Below are 16,829 nucleotides of genomic sequence, written 5' to 3' on the forward strand. Positions count from 1 at the left end.
GTGCTCCCAACCCTATTGTTTGGTCACGTCTCGCAGGACCAGTGAGAAGTCCGGCTGCAGTTCGAAATCGCCCACGGCGCTCGTGACGACGGCGTTTTGCTTCCAGTTGGCGACGAAGAGCCAGGGAGCGTCTTCGTGGGTGATGGCCTGGACTTGCTTGTAGAGTTCGCCGCGCTCTGCCGGATCGGTGGAGAGACGCGCCTTGTCCAGAAGGTCGTCGACTTCCGGGTTGGAATAATAGGACGAGTTGAAGCCACCTTCCGCCGGGAAAGCCGCCGTGCGAAGGGTCAGGAAGGGCAGGGTGTCGGGGTCGGAGGTCATCCAGGCCATTTCGGCCATGTCGCCCTTGCCTTCCAGGCCGGGATTCACTTCAGAGAGGAAGGTGTTCCACTCATAGGTCTTGATCTCGACATCTAGGCCCACGGCGGCGAGATCGGCCTGGATGGCTGTGCCCATGGGGACGGGATCGAGCATGCCCGAGCCCCCTTCGGTGACGAGGAAGGTGAGCTTGGCGCCTTCAGCGCCGGCTTCGGCAAGGAGCGCCTTGGCTTTTTCCGGATCATAGGGATAAGGCGCGACGTCTTCGTTATAGGCCCAGTTGAAGGCGGGCGGGATGGGGCCGGCGGAGACGTCGGCCGTGCCTTGCAGCACGTCGTTGACGAGGCTTTCCTTGTTGACCGCGTAGTTGACCGCCTGGCGCACGCGCTTATCGGCGAAGGGGCCGTCCTTGGCGTTGAGCATGACATACCAGACATGGGGCCCGACGGCTTCCACCACCTGGTAATTGGCGTCACTGGCGAACTGGGCGACGTTGTCTGGCGGAGTTTCGAGCAGCACGTCGATGCCGCCCGAGAGCATTTCGGCAACGCGGGTATTGGCGTCGGTGATCGGGCGGAAGATGACCGCTTCGAGCGAGGGAGCGCCGTCCCAATAGGCATCGTTGCGCGAGGCGACGACGCTGGTATTGGACTGCCATTCCTCGAACTTGAAGGGGCCGGTGCCGACAGGATGGCGACCGTAATCGGCGCCATATTGCTCGACTGCGGCGGGCGAGACGATGAGGCCGGTGGGGGAGGCCAGATTGCTCATGAAGGGGGCGAAGGCTTCGTTGAGGGTGAATTTGACCGTCAGGTCATCCACCACTTCGACGTCCTTGACCGAGGAAAAGAAGAAGGCGAGCGGGAAGGGGCCGGTCGAGGCGAAGGGGTGGTCTTCCTTCAACATGCGATCGAAGTTGAATTTCACCGCTTCGGCGTTGAACGGGGTGCCGTCGTGAAAGGTGACGCCTTCGCGGAGGTTGAAGACGTATTCGAGCCCATCTTCGGAAATGGTCCAGTCGGTGGCGAGCGCCGGTTCGATCTCGAGCGTGCCGGGGGTGTTGCGCACGAGGCCGTCGTAAATGTTGACGGCGATGCGGAAATCGTTGGCGGCGGTCGAGACATGCGGATCGAGCGATGCTGGTTCGGCGATCTGGCCCACCACCAGAATATTGGGCGGCGTCTGTGCCATGGCCGGAGAGACCAGGGCAAAAGCGGTGGCGGCGAGCAGGACCGGCGCTAGGCCTTTCCAGGTGCGGATCATTGATAACCTCCTTGCGTTCCCTCGCCCTTGCCTTGCGGTGGGGACCGTGTGAGAAGGGCTCGCATAATTTATCATCATAAATTTTCCATCTGTCAATTTATGATGATAAATAACTTGAAGAGGATGTTGCATGACCTTTTCCATCGTCGCTCGCGATCCGCAAACTGGCGCCTTTGGCATTGCCACAGCGACGGCTGGGCCGATGGTGGGGGCTTTGGTGCCACATACACGCAGTGGCCGCGGTGCGGCGGCGACGCAGGCGATGACCAATCCCTATCTTGCGTTCGATGCTCTGGAGCTGCTTGATGGGCGGGATGCCGAAGCGGCTTTGCAGGCGGCGTTGGCTAGGGATGAAGAGGCCGCTTTGCGGCAGATGATTGTCGTTGATCAGGTTGGCAGGACCGCGGCATGGACTGGCCAAAGCTGTATCGCTTTTGCGGGGCATCTTTGCCGCGACGGCGTGGCTGTTGCTGGAAACATGCTGGCGGGTCCAGAGGTGATTGCCGACATGCTTTCAGCATATCTGTTGCTTAAGGGAAAAGTCGATTTCGCGTCGACCCTGCTTGGCGCGCTCAACGCAGGTGCCGAGACTGGGGGCGATATCAGGGGCATCGGTTCAGCGGCGTTGCGGGTCCATGGCGCCGAGTCCTTCGCCGAAGTCGACATAAGGGTGGATTGGTCGGAGGAGCCACTGGTTGACCTCCAAGGGCTGCTTGATCGGGCGTCTGGCGGTCCTTATGCTGAGTTTTTCTCAACGTTGCCGAGGCGTGCTGGGCATTTCTGAGCGCTAGTGGGTAGGAGCTTACGGTTGGGAAGCATCCCTCTCTAGACCATAGTCCTCACTCGATCAGTTGTTCCTGCTAAAGCACAGCCGATATAGTGGGACACTTAGCTGCGGTTACCGTCTCATCCGGTACCCCGTTGCCGAAAAGACCTTGAGGCGCTCTGGGTCGCAGAACACGGCAAGAGAACTGCCCGTGGGGATTTCAGCGTTTTTGCGATGTTCGATAATCAGGTTCTGCCCGTCGGGAAGGGTGGCGTAGAGGTATTGCGTTCCGCCCAGATATTCGCTGAAGTCGACGCCCACGCGGAAATCCACTTGCCCCGCATTGCCCACCTCAATGTGCTCGGGCCGAATGCCGATAGTAACCGGGGTGCCCGGTTCTGCCGGAGTGTACCCCAGTGTCAGGGTTCGTCCGGCCACGTCCACACCGCCGTTTGCAGCGACACCCTCAATAAAGTTCATTTTGGGTGAGCCGATGAAGCCAGCAACGAAGATGTTGTCTGGATTTTCGTAGACCTCCCGTGGCGTGCCCACCTGCTCGATCTTGCCATCGCGTAGCACCACGATCTTGTCAGCCAGGGTCATGGCCTCGGTCTGGTCGTGGGTCACGTAGATCATCGTGTTGCCGAGCTCTTTGTGCAGGCGCGCGATTTCGATGCGCATCGAGACGCGCAGTTCGGCGTCGAGATTGCTGAGAGGTTCGTCGAAGAGGAACACATCGGGCTTGCGCACGATGGCTCGGCCGATGGCGACGCGCTGGCGTTGGCCACCAGAGAGTTGGCCCGGACGCCGTTCGAGTAGCGGTTCGATCTTGAGGATTTTGGCGGCGGCGGCGACACGCGTGTCTACTTCGACCTTGGGGGTATTGGCCATCTTGAGGCCAAAACCAAGATTGTCCCGCACACTCATGTGCGGATAGAGCGCGTAGGACTGAAAGACCATGGCGATGCCGCGCTGGGAAGGATCAAGATCAGTTACATCGCGGCCACCGATGCTGATTTCGCCATCGGTGACCTCTTCGAGCCCGGCGATCATGCGTAGAAGAGTCGATTTGCCGCAGCCCGAGGGGCCAACAAAGACGACGAACTCACCGGCTGCCACATCGAGATCGATGCCATGGATGACGTGGGTAGAGCCATAACTTTTGCGGACTTGCCGTAGCGCCATGCCAGTTGCGTTTGCCATGATTGCTCCTTCAGCTCTGGCGTAGCCAGACCAGCATTTCGCCGGGCTCGCGGTTGTCCCAAAGGTGGTAGGGCACGAGGCGGGCTTGCTCGGTTTCGGTCTCGGGCGCCTTGTCGGAATAAAGCGCGTCGCCCCAGTTTTCGGCGGTTTCGCGCAGCACCGGGATGTCGATGGCGATGGCGCCGCGGAGGTCTGGAATTGTTGCGGTCTGTGCCTCCCCGAGTCCACGCTGTAGGAGGATCGAGTTGAGCCCGGTGCCATTGTCGGTGCCTTCGAGGCAATAGACCAGCGGACCACGCATGACAGCGACGCGCCCGGCATCGTGCCGAACGGAGGGATGGGCGCGGAGGGTTCGTGGCTCGAGCGGCAGGTCGAGGGTGACAGCGTCGCCCTTTTGCCATTCGCGCGCGATGCGGACATAGCCATCGGTTGACGCCGCGGCGACGTCCTGTGCCTGCCCGTTCACTGCCAACTTGGCGCCGTGGGCCCAGGCCGGAATGCGGAGGGATACGGCGAACCAAGCCGCTGCTTCGGGCTCGATGCTGATGTCGATATTGCCCGACCACGGATAATTGGTCTTCTGGGTCAGAGTGAATTTTGCGCCATTGGCAAGTTCAACGCGCGCTTCGCTCTCAGCATAGAGATGCACGGCGATTTCGTCGTCGGCGACGGCGTAGATGTAGGAACCGAGCGAGGTGACGAGGCGGGCGATATTAGGCGGGCAGCAGGGGCAGGGGTGCCAGGTCCAACGGTGGTGCTTGCCCGTCGACTCCAGCGGATTGTCGTAAAAGAAAGTCTTTCCATCGGTCGAAAGGCCTGTGATGGCGCCGTTGTAGAGAGCCTGCTCCATCGTGTCTGCATAGCGCCGGTTGGGGCCGCGACCAAGCATGCGGGAGGCCCAGAAGACGAGGCCGACCGAAGCGCAGGTTTCGGCATAGGCGGTGTCGTTTGGAAGGTCGTAATAGTCGGTGAAGCCTTCGTTGGCTTCCGCTGGCCCAATGCCGCCGGTGATGTACATCTGCTTTTGGGTGAGGTCGGCCCAGAGTGTTTCGAGTGCCGAGGTCAGGCTGTCGTCATTGTACTCGGTGGCGAGATCGGCCATGGCCGAATAGAGATACATGGCGCGCACGGCATGTCCGACGACCTTGGTCTGTTCGCGCACTGGCAGGTGCGACTGGTTGTATTCCAGGGTATTTTTCTGAACGCCCTTAGGATCGCGGTTTTGCGCGATGGCTTCCTCGATGAAGAAGTGCGGCTCTTGTCCTCGCTCGTCCACAAAGAACTTGGCAAGGTCCATGTATTCCTGCTTGCCGGTGACGCGCGCGAGCTTGACGAGCGCCAACTCGACCTCTTCATGGCCGCAATAACCACGAACCTGGCCCGGTCCGCGCCCGAATTTCTTGACGCAGTAATCTGCCATGCGGCTCATGACATCGAGGAACTTGCGCTTGCCGGTAGCTTGGTAATAGGCCACGGCGCCTTCGATCATATGGCCGGCACAGTAGAGCTCGTGGAAATCGCGCAGGTTGGTCCATTTCCATTCGGGCTTGATGCGCTGGAAGAATGAGCTGAGGTAGCCGTCGGGGTCCTGCAGCTTTTCGTACATATCGATGATGGCATCGGCCCGCGCCTCCAGCTCTGGATTGGGCTTGCGATAGAGCGAATAGGCGATGGTCTCGATCGACTTGCCGAGATCGCTGTCCCAGAACATCTGCGGGGTGCCCAGCCAATGGAGAATCGGAATGACGATGCCGGGGCTCGGAACGTCGGGATTGATCTGGTCGAGCATGCCGGCGGCAACACAACGGTCGAGCAGGATGGCGGCGGTGTGGTCGCACACGGCTTCCTGCCAGTCGCCCCAGTAGCCACCGACAGTGACGGAAGGAACGGGCAGCGGGCGAAACTGGCGATTGGGAGCGATAGTCATGTTGACACCTGTATGTGCGATCATTTTACGGCGCCGGCCATGAGGCCGCGCATGTAGTAGCGTTGGAGAAGCAGGAAGATGGCGAGGCAGGGGATGGTCATGACCATCACGCCGGCCTGCACCGCTCCCCAGTTGATGGCACCCAGCCGGCCGGCGCGAACGGCCGTCATCAGCACTGGCAGGGTGTATTTGTCATTGTCCGAAAGCAGGATCAGTGCCGCCAGGAACTCGTTCCAGGCATTGAGGAAAGCAAAGATCGCAACCGTAGCTACGCCCGGCATGACCAGGGGCAACAGCACGCGCACTAGCAACTTGATGTCGCGTGCGCCGTCGATGCGGGCGGCTTCCTCGATCTCGCGGGGCACCGCATCGAAGGCGTTGCGCATCATGAAGACCGAGAAGGGCAGTTGCAGCGTCACGTAGACAAGGATCAGCCCAACGAGCGAATTGTTTAGGCCCAGTCTTGCGAGGATGATGAAGAGCGGGGTCAGGATGGACTGGAACGGGATCATCAACGTGGCGATGATCAGGATGAAGAACACGTTCTTGAACGGGAAGCGGTAGCGCGAGAAGCCGTAGCCGGCGAGCAGCGACACGATCACCGTCAGCACGACCGTGCTGAGCGAGACAAGCAGAGAATTGAAGGTGTGCTGCCAGATGCCTGAACCAAAGGTGTCGAGGGTGGCATAGCTGTCGAAGCTGATACCCGTTGTAGGCCAGGGTGGCAGGGGCGGGGTCTGGGATTCGCTGCCGCTGCGGAGGGACGATAGCCCGGCCCAGAAGAACGGGGCGAGGAAGAAGAACGAGGCGACGAGCCCGAACCCGTGAAAGCCTAACCCGCCCATAAATTTGCGCCGGGCGCGGGCCTGTTTCGTTGCGGCACTCATTTGTCGTCTCCGACGCGGAGCAGCCAGAGCTGGACGACGCTGAGCGCCACCAGAATGCCGAGAAGGACGATGGAAAGCGCCGAGCCATAGCCGAGCTGGAACGACACGAAGGACTGATTGAAGATATAATAGACCACAGAGATCATGCGGTTTTGCGGGCCTCCGCTGGTCATGATGTAGAACTGGTCAAAGGCCAGCACCGAGCCAGTGACAGAGAGGATCAAGGACAGGGCGAGCGTGCGGCGCATCAGCGGCAGCGTGAGAAAGCGGAATCGCTGCCAGCGGCTCGCGCCGTCGATGCGGGCGGCTTCGATGAGGTCGCTGGGGATGGATTGGAGCCCTGTGAGCAGGATGATCATGGTGAAGCCCACGATCTTCCAGACCACCATTGCGATGATGGTGGGGAACGCATTGTTGAAGGTGGCGAGAAGATTGGCGCTGCGGCCGGTGACGCCGAACAGGCGCAGGAGGGGGCTGAAAAGGCCGCTATCCACATTGGCGAGCCAGACCCAGAGTAGGGAAGCCGTCGCCAAGCCAACGACCACCGGCAAGAAGAAAATGGTGCGATAGGCGCTGACGCCGCGCCGTTCATTTTGCACGAAGAGGGCTAGCGGAAAAGCCAGGGCGAAAATGGCAATGGTGGCGATGACGGTATAATAGGCGGTGAAACTCAGCGCCGCCGCAAAGCGCGTGTCGCTGAACATGCGCGAATAATTGCCCAGTCCAATCCAGCTTGGTTGGCCCAGCAATGGCCAGTTGTGAAAGCTCATCCAGACGGTGAACAGCACGGGAATGACGAAGAAGATCGTCACGAGGATTATGGCCGGCGTTATATAGAGCAGCCCCTGCCACTGGCGGTTTTTGCGCGCCCGACGGCGTGGCTTGATGGCTGCCGCAAGTGGAGTGGCGGTGGTCATGGACATGAATGGAATCCGGTTGAAGATGCGGGAGGCCCCGGCTGAATGGCTTCAGCAGAGCCTCCCGCTTTTCCCCATCAGGGCGCGTTGTCGATGATCGACTGCATTTCGGACTGGGCATTGGCGAAGGCGCCATCCACATCGTCGCCATAGATGGCGGCATTGGTGAAGGTTGCCCACGGGCCGTTGGCGCTGTTGATCAAGTCGTTGAACAAGAGCGTGTAGGGTGTCTTCGCCACGGCGATGGCGTCGACGGCAACCTGCAGGCGCGGATCGAGGCCGGCGAGGGTTTCCGCAGCGATATCGGACCGGGTCGGCAGCGAACCGTTCTGTGCCAGGATCTTCTGGCCCTCGGGCGAATAGGCGAACTCGATGAACTCCTGCACGGCAGCAAGGCGCGGTGTGTCCTTGGTGACAACGATATTATCGCCACCGGCAAAGGACGAGGTGCCGCCTTCGATGCCCGGGATCATGGTCACCCCGAAGTCGATATCGGGATAGTCATTGACCAGCGTCCCGATGGCAAAGGCGCCCAAGCTCTGGTGGCCAATCTTGCCATTGGTGAAGCTGAGGAAGTTGACGCCATTGTCGGTCGCCGAACCTTCCGGAACCAAGTCCTTCTCCACCATGGACCGGTACTTATCGATCGCAGCGCGCATCTGTGGCGTATCGAGCGTCGCCGTTTGGCCGTCTGGGGAGAGAATATCTGCGCCGGAAGCCCAGACCAGCGGTGTAAAGGTGAAGATCATGCAGCCGCCGCAAGAGCCGCCAGAAAAATAGAAGCCGTAATTGTCACCGCCGAGCGCACGAATGGCTTCGGCATTGGCCTCGATCTCATCCCAATTAGCGGGCGCCTTTTCTGGATCTAGGCCAGCCTGCTCGTAGAGGCCCTTGTTCCAGGCGAGTACCGAGGTTTCAACCAGCAGGGGCAGGCCATAAATCTTGTCCTCATAAGTCCCTAACGTCACATGCGAGGGCGAGAGGCTCTCGAAATAGTCGAGGCCCTTGGCCCACTCGGTCAGGTCCTGCAACTGTCCGGCCGCGGCGAAGGACGGCGTGTAGATCAGGTCCAGCGAGAGCGCGTCCGGTGCCTGGCCGCCGGCAATGGCGGTGGCATATTTCTGCACCAGTTCGGCAAACGGCACTTCCGTCAGCGCGATCTGGTTTTTGTGGCTGGCATTATAGGCGTCGGCCAGCGAGGTGAATGCGGTGCCGATGCCGGTGCGCACCCACATATTAATGGTTTCCTGTGCCATTGCGTTCGACACTAGGCACAGTGAGGCAAGACTGGTTGCGACCAGTAGTTTGCGGATCATAGTTTCACTCCTCCCAAAGTAGACCAGTACGCCGGTCCTCGCGTTTCAATTGCGGAGAACACCCCCGCAGGATTGTCTGATGACAAGTTGGCACGGCAGCTTGCGTATCCCGGGCTCGACAGTCTCTCCCGCTGCCAAAGCCAGAACCAGGCGGCCCGCTTCCCGGCCGAGTGCCTTCAAATTCATATCGATAGTGGTCAACGGTGGGCGCGTCGCCGCAGCCACAATTTCCCAATTGTCGAAGCCGATGACCGAGACCTCGTCCGGAACCGACACGTCACGCTCGCGCAGGGCGTCGACAACACCGCGGGCAATCTGATCGTTGCCGCAGAATATGGCGTCGGGCTTGTCGCCCCCGACGCTCCAGAGTTGGGAAACGGCTTCGTGGCCCCATTGCTCGGACCAGGTGCCGAAGAGGACCGACCCGCTTCCGCCGACCGAAGTACGATATGCTCCGGCACGCTCTTCCACTGACGCGAAACTTTTGGGACCCGTAACGTGGACGATCCGCCGCCGGCCAAGGGTTTTTAGCCACTCGACGGCCTCGCGAGACCCGCCCGCATCGTCCGAAACCAGGCTTACCGCCTCGGCCGGAGCCTGAGTGAAGGCGTAAACGACTGGCACGTTGAGGTTGGTGAGATCGACCGGTAGTTGGCGATCGATGCGCTTGCCAGAGGCGATGATGCCATCGACTTGTTTGTCGAGCATGGCATCGACGTGGATTTTTGCGAGTGCCGGATCGTCTTCTATAGTGCAAAGGAAAACCGATACGCCCTGATCAACAAGCTCTTCAGAGACGCCTGCCATCAGGGGCAGGGTGAAACGACCATAGGTATCGTTAGTCAGCAGTCCCACGGTGAAGCTGCGGCGTTGAATGAGGCCGCGGGCCATTGCATTCGGCCGGAACCCCAGATTGCTCGCCGCTTCCTTTACGCGCGAACGGGTTTCCTCTGTCATGCGACCGGTATCGTTCAGAGCTTTCGATGCGGTGGCAACACTGACACCCGCCGCTTGCGCAACATCGTAGATCCTAACGCGCTTTGTGGTTGGCCCTGACAACTGCGTTTCCCGTGAGAAAACCATTTCTCACCATGAGAAACCCTTTTCTCTGCGCGATGTCAAGTCCGCCACTTGCACTTGTGCCCAGGACGCGCTGTCCTGCGAGGACGACGTGAATGCTGTCATCAGGCTGCTACCTGTCTTGATGTCGTCAAGGTCACGAGGCAGGTTTATCTTACTCTGAGCTGACCCAAGCTCCCATCTCGCCTGCGGCCATCGACCTCCGGCGCAGGCTTCTTTTTAATCGAGCTGACATGGTGCAAGGGACGCTGAAATGACACATTACTCCGCTGCCCTCGCCGCATTCGTCACGCGGTCTCTCAGCACCATTCGACGAGGCGGACGGTTGCCGATAATTCTTCTCTCGGCTGCTCTCCTGGCTGCGACTGTGATCGCGCCGGTCCCGCTTTCGTCTCAAGAGACCCCTCCGCCCCTGCGGGATTGCCGCGCCTTGCTCAAATTTGCGCGCAACGAGCTGGTCCGCAAACCCGAGACGATCGTCGAGGATATTTCCGGTGGCTGCCGCTTTATCCATCTCGGTCTCCTCGTTGACGACCATGTGGCAGCCGACGTCGACGAAATGACCTTGCTGAGCCCAGACCTCTTGGCCACTTACCCCAAGAACGAAGTGCTCCAATCCGCCGATCTCACCCTAAAGGGCCTCGTATTCCCCGCAGGGCCGAAACTCGACCTGAAGCTGGTTTATACGACCGACCCGGAAGAGCGCACCAGCACCTTGGAACGACTGTCCATCGACGCGGGCGGTCTGGGCCGCGTCACGCTCAGTGCCCGGCTCTCGGAGTTCGACAATACCGATGTCGACTCGCCGCTATCCGAACAGTCCGGGGTCATTGAGGACGTCCTGTTCGCTCTTGAGGACCGGGGGATCGTTGTCGACATCCTGTTGCCGGTCATCAGTGGTGGCCTGTTCATCCTCGAAGACGGCCGCGCGGCCACCGCTGACACCATTCGCAACTTGCCTCAGCACCTGATTTCTAAGGATAGCGCTGCGGCCGTCGTGCGCTTTATCAATGCCCTGCCTAATCCACAGGGCAAATGGACGCTAACCTTCCAGAGTGAAGAAGGCCTGCCGATCTCGGCGCTCGCTGCGCAGAGCTTTCATGAGCTAATGGGCCGCCTTCCCGGCGATGCCCACATCCGGGCCACCGCGGATCTTTAGCGAAATTCCGACATCACGGACCAGAGAACATGAGTATTCCCAGACGCACGCTTCTGGCTCTTGCATTGATCATTGCAACCGCCATCTCGAGCCTGGCGCAGGAAGCGGAGGATGCCTATCGCATACGAGCTTCGATCTACGCCAAGAAGGCGCTGGTAACGGCTGCGACTTGGGTTGGGGTGTTGAATCGGGCAACAACGGTCAAGCAAACGTTCAGCACGCCCTATCAGCGCGATATCGCGCTAAACGAAAACGGTAAGTCGGCCGAAGGCACCTTGGAAGGGGAAGTCACGATGATGGTCCGTCCCTTCCAACACCGCGGCGTGCTCTGCCTCAATGTCGAGATCAACAGTCATACGGTGAGCCAGCTGCACCATTATCGTAGCGATGCTCTGCTAGAAGTCCTGCCTGGGGGAGGCGGGTATGCGGTGAGCGGCGACTACTGCGATTTCGAGCAAACCGAAGACGGCCTCCTCTACAGCCTATCCCACAGTGATAACGAGGATTACGCAGAGATCCTCGTCACTTCCGAAAAGCCGGTGGAAGAAACGGACTAGACCAAGGATCCGGCTTTGCCGAGCAGGGGGGTCGAACGAGCCTAAATACCTGCTAATCAAGCCTGCGGGCTCAATTCCCCGCATACGTCCTTCGGCGCTACGGCAGATGCTCGACGTCTGATCTCTTCCTCTCGCCCATATAACTGTGTTGCGGAGTTCGGTACATCGCCTGCGCTAACAGCGAGCCTGATGCCCTCTTCCAGAAGCAACAGGTCTTGAGGCTAGCAGTTGGCAGGCTCGCCCAACATCATGCTCTGGGCTTTCTAAGCAGCCAAAACGCAGGCCGTACTATCGCATGATCGCAGCGATCATGATGGCCGCAAAAGCGATGAACATCACAGATCCCAAGACCATCGCGATCAGCGCTTGACTTGAGATATAGGTACCGGCCACGCCGCCAATGACGCCGGGCCAAGCGCTCCTACCCTTCTGTTGCACCATGGGGAAGCCGCAATGTGGGCAGGCAAAAGCCTTGTCGGATAGTTTGCCCTGACAATCCGGGCAGCTCATCAATGTCATTGCTGTTTTCCTATTATGAATTCAACCCGGCGGTTCTGCTGACGGCCCTCGGGATTGTCGCTACCATCGGCCTGTTCATTGGGGGCAACTGGAGATGTCTCCCCTTTGCCAGTGGTGGTCATGGGGGAGGGAACGCCGGCATCGGCTAGCCAGGTTTGGGCAGAGTTTGCGCGATCTTCCGACAGGTTCTGATTGTAGTCATCGCTGCCCATAGAATCGGTGTGGCCAACAATAGTGACCGCGGCGTCTGGCATGGCCGAAAGCACGTCGGCTAGTTGCGACAGTACCGGCCGCGCATCCTCGCGGATGTCATATTTGTCGAAGTCGAACAGGACATCGCCGGGAAGGGTGACCACAATATTGTCGCCCTCCTTCTTGGCGCCAAGCGCAGTCAGCGACTGTTCAGTCGCAAGGCGGGTTTCAGAATCCATGTCCACCAGACCGAAAGTAGAGCCTTCCGATGCGGTCGAAGCAGCGCTGTCGATTGGGCGCTCGGTGAAGCTGGAGCGACCGAGGTCGAATTCCACGAACCGGCCGGGCCGGTCCGAAAGAGAGCCGGCACCTATGGTCACCGTGTAGGCCCAAGCCGTAGTCGGCATGGCGAGGATAAGCCCAACAATGATGCCTCTGATCACTGCGCGATCTCCAGCGGGATAGTGACGCCGGGCGCGCTGGTATCATCGCTGGCGTTGCCAGGATTGAACGCCAACGTGAGCTTGGAGGCGTCGGCGGGTATAACACCAGGAAAAACGAGGTCACCTTCCATGCTCTGGCCACTGGAGATTCGCATCCATTTATTGTCGGCGATCTGGCGCATGAAAATGCGCTCCTGCTCGCTCTCGCCCCAGGCGAGATAAGCGTCTTCTTCGTCGTTCAGGTTGATGAAATTTGTCTGACCGCTGTCAAAGCTCGCAAGCAGCCGGACCTTGGTGGCATCCTCGCCAACCGTTACGCTTTTCACCTGCACTGTCAGCCCAAGGGGGATACTAACCTGTCCGCCAGCGATATCGTGGCTGCGCTCTTGAGCGAAGGTGGAGGCGGGAAGAAGCAGAGCCAGCACGACAACCAGAGATTTCAACATTTATGGGTCTCCCAAATGAGAATCTTGTGTTCATGCCGTTCTGGGCAAACTTGTGGCGCACTCAGGCGTCTTTCGAATGGAGTAGGCAATTGGCTCGAGGTGGAGGCACAGGCCCTAGTCAGGGGAATGCGCGCCTACCGATTCCAATTTCTGAGGGATTGTGGTTGCTGCCTTATTGGTGTCGTCCATTTTTGCATCCCTATCGACACTCTGAGGGGGGACGACATTTGAGACGCAGATCGTTTGTTGCCGCATTGGCATCTTTGTCTTTAATCCCGAAAACCGCGGGCGCCGGCATGCCGCACTTCAAGGATGTAATAGCCGCTACGCTTCCGAAAGGGATCGTTCTGCCACCCGCCTTCGCGCAGGCGATCGACTGGCTGGAAGCGGCCGGCTATGTCTTTGAGGACAAATACGTTGCGCTGACGCCGCCTGACAAATCTAGGTCGATAATCCTGCAGTTCGAGCCGGTCAGCCAGGGGCACGTAGCCGCCTGGTTGGGCACCGATGATCCTGCCTTTACCAACCGGCTAGCACCTATCATCCGCACCGGCGGGGACGGGTCATACGCGGCACTGTGGCGCGCTGACGATGGCACTCTGTCAATCGTGCATATGGGATCAGGGTCTGGCTCGATAATGATGCAAACGCTGGTCGAAAATCCCGTCGATATGTTGCGGCTCATGGCGATCGGCTATTCTGAACTTTGCTGGCCCGAGAATTTCAGCATCACGCCAGCCGAGGAGCATGCGGAGCTGGTTGCGGCAATCGGTATTGAAAACGCTCCGGTCTATCGCGCGCCCAACGAATTCCGCCGTTTCGTCGAAAAGACGTTCGCCGTCTCCGTTCCGCAGCGAGCTATCGACATTACTGGCAACGTCATGGAGATGGACGATCCTTTCCAGCGGTGGTTGCAGACAGTGCAGGAAGGGTAAGAGGGTAGACGTCATGGGTCACGCCGCTGGAACTCCATTGGACATGCACCGGCTCAACGGATCGGCTGAATCTCCTAGGACAGACCGGTTGTCCTGCGCATGGGCGGTGCTAGCCTGTGTGTTTCTGGCATTTTCAACGGATGCAGCGACCGCGGCGGAGTCGCAGATCACAGGATTTTTCGCCGGCCAAGGCTGTGCAATCGGCCCAGCCACCCGAGCGTTGGCGACAGCGGAAGGTTTCGACTCAGGCTCGATAGATGCGCTGATCGAAACGGCGCGTGCCGACCCGGACAGCATAGAGACTGGCGGCTGGCTAGTGATGTCATCGACCTTGTGTAAAATCCGTCCGCCTCAGGTCCGAAGCGAGCTCCGCTTGAGCGACCCCGAAATCCGGTCGCGCATCACCGCCATCGACGAATACGAGGATGAGACGGGTTGCTTCCTTCATGCGGACAATCTTTATGAGGAACTGTTGGCCACCCGCGGCTGGCCGCCGGAGAAGGCCAATACCGAATACCTTCGCTTCCTCGCCGAAAATCTCGTCTCAGGCGACTTGGCCTTTTACAGCGACGATCCGCTCAGGACACCGGCCGGTCTACAGCTGACAAGCGGCGCATGCGCAAACGTGCCGGCAATAGGCGAGATAGAGCGCAGCCACGAGAGCTTGATCGCCAATTTCGACGAGCTGATCCGCATCGACATGGGAAATGTCATTTGCGAGAGCGACGATGCTCCAAGCTGGAAGGCCTCTCAGCTCTACAAGGACATCGAGACCTTCGATAGCAGCAATGCCTGGACGTCTGCCGAACTTCGATTCATTGCCATGGGCGCCGGGTGGATCGAAGGCATCACCATGAGTGACAAAGGCATTCCCCGCCCGCCGCTGTGTGTTTTCAAATAAGAGGGACGGGAGGGCACGGCTGCGCCAGGGCGTGGACCAAGTCTGGACCGTGCATAATGGACCAGTTTTGAAAGTCGATCGCCTCTGGCAGATGAGACGTGTCGGTTCCCCGGCGAGCAATTATGCACAGCTGAGCTCATCCCCACTGGAAGTCCCGATGCGCTTTTTTACCCTTGCCTCGCTCGCGTTTGGCCTGCTGTCCGCTGGTAGAACAGGCTGAAAAAACCCGTCCAACAAACTGCGCTGAGCTCCTAAACAGCCTGGATCTGCTGACCCGCGATCCCAAACTGCCGTCGACGACACCGCGACAGGCTGCACCCTCACCGACGTCTATTTCGACAGCTCGTATTCGCGCTTCGTGATTGGCCAGATCACGCTCGACGCTGACAATCGTTTCGGTGCCATTGCCCGCAACACCCGCCCGACCCAGCTCAAGCTGAGCGTCACCGGTATCCGTTCTTCGCCCGAAATCGACGACAGCCCCCCAACAGCTAAGTGGTTATTGGGGTTTGTCGCTACGAGCCGACGAAGAGACGAGCGAACCATATTTCAATGCGTCTCCAACCGTGCCCTTCCTTCGCGCCAATCAGGCTAATCTCGGCTCCCGAAGCGTATCTGCTGAGCTCATCGCGACCGAGACGGACGGGGGTAGGCGCTGCGTAGGGGGCAAGGTAGTGCCTCGCGAGGTCACCCCGCCGGTCAGGGGGCAAGGCCGCATCGATGAGCGACCAGGCCGCGACGTCATCGAATACTGCGTCCCTGTTGGGAAAGATAACCATCTTGTCGGTGTGATGGCCGGGCTGGCCATAGCGGATCACAAAGACTTCCGCGCCTGCCCGCCAGTCAGATAGGTGACGAATACGGTTCTGATCGGCGCGAGGGTGCCGCAGCCTGTAATAGTTGGCCAAGTGGACCTGGGCTTGGACGGCCAAGCCAGAGTCTGGTTGCTCTGCCAGTTCGTGAAGGACCTGGCCCATGCCAGGGACCTCATCCCGGATTTCGGTGGCTGTCATCACTGCAAGATCGGCGCGGTTGGCAAATAGGAGGCGGCGAACGGCCGACGGATCGTCGGCGGCCAGCTCATGGATATGGAAGTCGAGTCCGTTGAAAGGCAGGTCGGCAGGCTCCGGGCCGGTGCGTTGCTCAATTATCCCCAGCATCCATTCGACCGGATCGAAGTCGCGCCCCTCAAAGTCGACTTCCGACAAATCAGCGCCCGACCAGTAAGGGCCTGCAATTCCAGGCCGGCTCAGCTCTTTTGCCGTCAGTTTAGCGATGAAATCGGAATCCAAAAGCTCATCTGGCTTATGGCTTTCGCCTTGACCGGCTCTCCCCATCATGTGAGCTGCGCAGGCCCTTACGTAATCAGATGAATGATCGAGGACGGGTGGCAAGTGCCCTTCCTCACAGGCATCGAGCCCGCCCAGAAGCACAATTGCGCCTTCAATCCGTTCAAGTGGAATGCCAGCCGGAGACCGCCTGGCAAGCTCATGTAGCCAAGGTAACAAAACCTCTGGAAAAGGCGACCGATCACCCCGGTGGCGCAATACCCTCAGGAAGGAGAGCAAAACGTCTGCGTGGCGGCGGCTCGCGTTGTCCACCACGTCAATCAACCAAGTCGTTCGCCTGCGTTCCGCCTCCGCCAGGAATTCTCGCGGTCCTCCTTGGGAGGAGTGCTCAGCCCAGAACGCACCCATGGCAAGGCGTTCGACTGCAGCGTCTCGTACCGCGGCGTCTTCCTGGTGCACGAGTTCTGCGACACGCGGATACCACTCGGACCAGTCTTCAGGTCGAAATTGATGGAGTGGAGCGTTCAGCAGCGCCTGGATTGAGTATTCTTCCATCTTCAGAACCTAGCATCCATGGCGTCGGCATGCCCACGAGGGGACTAACATTATCTCGCCTGAAAGCGATAGAAGGTTTGCAGGCGGCAAATGCGGTGCGTTGAACCTCTATGTTCCAACACAAATTTGCCACGAGCGGCTGAGTTTCAATCCAGA

Annotated in this window: 16 protein-coding genes; 5 read left to right on the top strand and 11 right to left on the bottom strand. The window is 59.4% G+C overall.

Annotated elements, in window-relative coordinates:
• Nucleotides 1-12: 12 nt before the first annotated feature.
• Nucleotides 13-1,581 carry an ABC transporter substrate-binding protein gene (locus tag N8A98_RS00680; protein ID WP_262165694.1) on the bottom strand — a complete coding sequence of 523 codons (1,569 nt, stop codon included), beginning with the start codon at nt 1,579-1,581 and terminating at the stop codon, nt 13-15.
• A 130-nt stretch (nt 1,582-1,711) separates the two neighbouring features.
• Between N8A98_RS00680 and N8A98_RS00685 the strand changes: the two genes are divergently transcribed.
• Complete coding sequence (locus N8A98_RS00685; protein ID WP_262165695.1) at nt 1,712-2,365, top strand: DUF1028 domain-containing protein; 654 nt, start codon at nt 1,712-1,714, stop codon at nt 2,363-2,365.
• Between the two features lie 114 nt (nt 2,366-2,479).
• On the opposite strand, the gene N8A98_RS00690 is transcribed toward N8A98_RS00685, so the two are convergent.
• The 6 genes from N8A98_RS00690 to N8A98_RS00715 all read right to left on the bottom strand — a co-directional run bounded on the left by N8A98_RS00690 (nt 2,480) and on the right by N8A98_RS00715 (nt 9,680).
• A complete protein-coding gene (locus N8A98_RS00690; RefSeq protein ID WP_315974447.1) occupies nt 2,480-3,550 on the bottom strand; it encodes an ABC transporter ATP-binding protein in 1,071 nt (356 codons plus the stop codon).
• 10 nt (nt 3,551-3,560) lie between these two features.
• Nucleotides 3,561-5,477, bottom strand: a complete 1,917-nt coding sequence (locus N8A98_RS00695; protein WP_262165697.1) for a glycoside hydrolase family 127 protein — start codon at nt 5,475-5,477, stop codon at nt 3,561-3,563.
• A 20-nt stretch (nt 5,478-5,497) separates the two neighbouring features.
• Nucleotides 5,498-6,364, bottom strand: a complete 867-nt coding sequence (locus tag N8A98_RS00700; protein WP_262165699.1) for a carbohydrate ABC transporter permease — start codon at nt 6,362-6,364, stop codon at nt 5,498-5,500.
• Nucleotides 6,361-7,281 carry a carbohydrate ABC transporter permease gene (locus N8A98_RS00705; protein ID WP_262165906.1) on the bottom strand — a complete coding sequence of 307 codons (921 nt, stop codon included), beginning with the start codon at nt 7,279-7,281 and terminating at the stop codon, nt 6,361-6,363. Before N8A98_RS00705 ends, N8A98_RS00700 begins: the two co-directional genes overlap by 4 nt.
• Before the next feature lie 77 nt (nt 7,282-7,358).
• Nucleotides 7,359-8,597: an ABC transporter substrate-binding protein gene (locus N8A98_RS00710; RefSeq protein WP_113122251.1), complete on the bottom strand. Its 1,239-nt coding sequence runs from the start codon at nt 8,595-8,597 to the stop codon at nt 7,359-7,361.
• Nucleotides 8,598-8,642: 45 nt separating this feature from the next.
• Entirely contained in the window at nt 8,643-9,680 is a 1,038-nt protein-coding gene (locus N8A98_RS00715) for a LacI family DNA-binding transcriptional regulator (RefSeq protein WP_262165701.1), read from the bottom strand.
• A 427-nt stretch (nt 9,681-10,107) separates the two neighbouring features.
• On the opposite strand from N8A98_RS00715, the gene N8A98_RS00720 reads away from it, so the two are divergent.
• Nucleotides 10,108-10,836, top strand: coding sequence for a hypothetical protein (locus N8A98_RS00720; protein WP_262165703.1), 729 nt, complete (start codon nt 10,108-10,110; stop codon nt 10,834-10,836).
• A gap of 29 nt (nt 10,837-10,865) precedes the next feature.
• Nucleotides 10,866-11,393, top strand: a complete 528-nt coding sequence (locus N8A98_RS00725) for a hypothetical protein (protein WP_262165704.1) — start codon at nt 10,866-10,868, stop codon at nt 11,391-11,393.
• A gap of 288 nt (nt 11,394-11,681) precedes the next feature.
• Here the strand turns inward: N8A98_RS00725 and N8A98_RS00730 are convergent, their stop codons facing one another.
• The 3 genes from N8A98_RS00730 to N8A98_RS00740 form a co-directional block, all read right to left on the bottom strand.
• Nucleotides 11,682-11,912 carry a hypothetical protein gene (locus N8A98_RS00730; protein WP_113122255.1) on the bottom strand — a complete coding sequence of 77 codons (231 nt, stop codon included), beginning with the start codon at nt 11,910-11,912 and terminating at the stop codon, nt 11,682-11,684.
• Nucleotides 11,909-12,439: an OmpA family protein gene (locus N8A98_RS00735; protein WP_262165706.1), complete on the bottom strand. Its 531-nt coding sequence runs from the start codon at nt 12,437-12,439 to the stop codon at nt 11,909-11,911. The genes N8A98_RS00730 and N8A98_RS00735 overlap by 4 nt, the downstream gene beginning before the upstream one ends.
• A 104-nt stretch (nt 12,440-12,543) precedes the next feature.
• A complete protein-coding gene (locus N8A98_RS00740; protein ID WP_113122257.1) occupies nt 12,544-12,993 on the bottom strand; it encodes a hypothetical protein in 450 nt (149 codons plus the stop codon).
• A 296-nt stretch (nt 12,994-13,289) separates the two neighbouring features.
• Here N8A98_RS00740 and N8A98_RS00745 point away from each other — a divergent pair, with 296 nt between their 5' ends.
• Together N8A98_RS00745 and N8A98_RS00750 are read left to right on the top strand one after the other, a co-directional pair.
• Nucleotides 13,290-13,928: a hypothetical protein gene (locus tag N8A98_RS00745; protein ID WP_162740275.1), complete on the top strand. Its 639-nt coding sequence runs from the start codon at nt 13,290-13,292 to the stop codon at nt 13,926-13,928.
• A gap of 118 nt (nt 13,929-14,046) precedes the next feature.
• Complete coding sequence (locus N8A98_RS00750; RefSeq protein WP_162740276.1) at nt 14,047-14,829, top strand: hypothetical protein; 783 nt, start codon at nt 14,047-14,049, stop codon at nt 14,827-14,829.
• 515 nt (nt 14,830-15,344) lie between these two features.
• On the opposite strand, the gene N8A98_RS00755 is transcribed toward N8A98_RS00750, so the two are convergent.
• Entirely contained in the window at nt 15,345-16,673 is a 1,329-nt protein-coding gene (locus N8A98_RS00755; protein ID WP_262165709.1) for a hypothetical protein, read from the bottom strand.
• Nucleotides 16,674-16,829 lie beyond the last annotated feature (156 nt).

It is taken from the genome of Devosia neptuniae (assembly GCF_025452235.1).
Lineage (GTDB): Bacteria > Pseudomonadota > Alphaproteobacteria > Rhizobiales > Devosiaceae > Devosia.

Excerpts from the sequence above, each read along its gene's own strand:
- N8A98_RS00695 (WP_262165697.1), bottom strand. The coding sequence starts at position 5,477 with ATGACTATCGCTCCCAATCGCCAGTTTCGCCCGCTGCCCGTTCCTTCC.
- N8A98_RS00690 (WP_315974447.1), bottom strand. The coding sequence starts at position 3,550 with ATGGCAAACGCAACTGGCATGGCGCTACGGCAAGTCCGCAAAAGTTAT.
- N8A98_RS00745 (WP_162740275.1), top strand. The coding sequence starts at position 13,290 with ATGCCGCACTTCAAGGATGTAATAGCCGCTACGCTTCCGAAAGGGATC.
- N8A98_RS00710 (WP_113122251.1), bottom strand. The coding sequence starts at position 8,597 with ATGATCCGCAAACTACTGGTCGCAACCAGTCTTGCCTCACTGTGCCTA.
- N8A98_RS00740 (WP_113122257.1), bottom strand. The coding sequence starts at position 12,993 with ATGTTGAAATCTCTGGTTGTCGTGCTGGCTCTGCTTCTTCCCGCCTCC.
- N8A98_RS00755 (WP_262165709.1), bottom strand. The coding sequence starts at position 16,673 with ATGGAAGAATACTCAATCCAGGCGCTGCTGAACGCTCCACTCCATCAA.
- N8A98_RS00685 (WP_262165695.1), top strand. The coding sequence starts at position 1,712 with ATGACCTTTTCCATCGTCGCTCGCGATCCGCAAACTGGCGCCTTTGGC.
- N8A98_RS00715 (WP_262165701.1), bottom strand. The coding sequence starts at position 9,680 with ATGGTTTTCTCACGGGAAACGCAGTTGTCAGGGCCAACCACAAAGCGC.
- N8A98_RS00730 (WP_113122255.1), bottom strand. The coding sequence starts at position 11,912 with ATGACATTGATGAGCTGCCCGGATTGTCAGGGCAAACTATCCGACAAG.
- N8A98_RS00705 (WP_262165906.1), bottom strand. The coding sequence starts at position 7,281 with ATGACCACCGCCACTCCACTTGCGGCAGCCATCAAGCCACGCCGTCGG.
- N8A98_RS00700 (WP_262165699.1), bottom strand. The coding sequence starts at position 6,364 with ATGAGTGCCGCAACGAAACAGGCCCGCGCCCGGCGCAAATTTATGGGC.
- N8A98_RS00725 (WP_262165704.1), top strand. The coding sequence starts at position 10,866 with ATGAGTATTCCCAGACGCACGCTTCTGGCTCTTGCATTGATCATTGCA.
- N8A98_RS00680 (WP_262165694.1), bottom strand. The coding sequence starts at position 1,581 with ATGATCCGCACCTGGAAAGGCCTAGCGCCGGTCCTGCTCGCCGCCACC.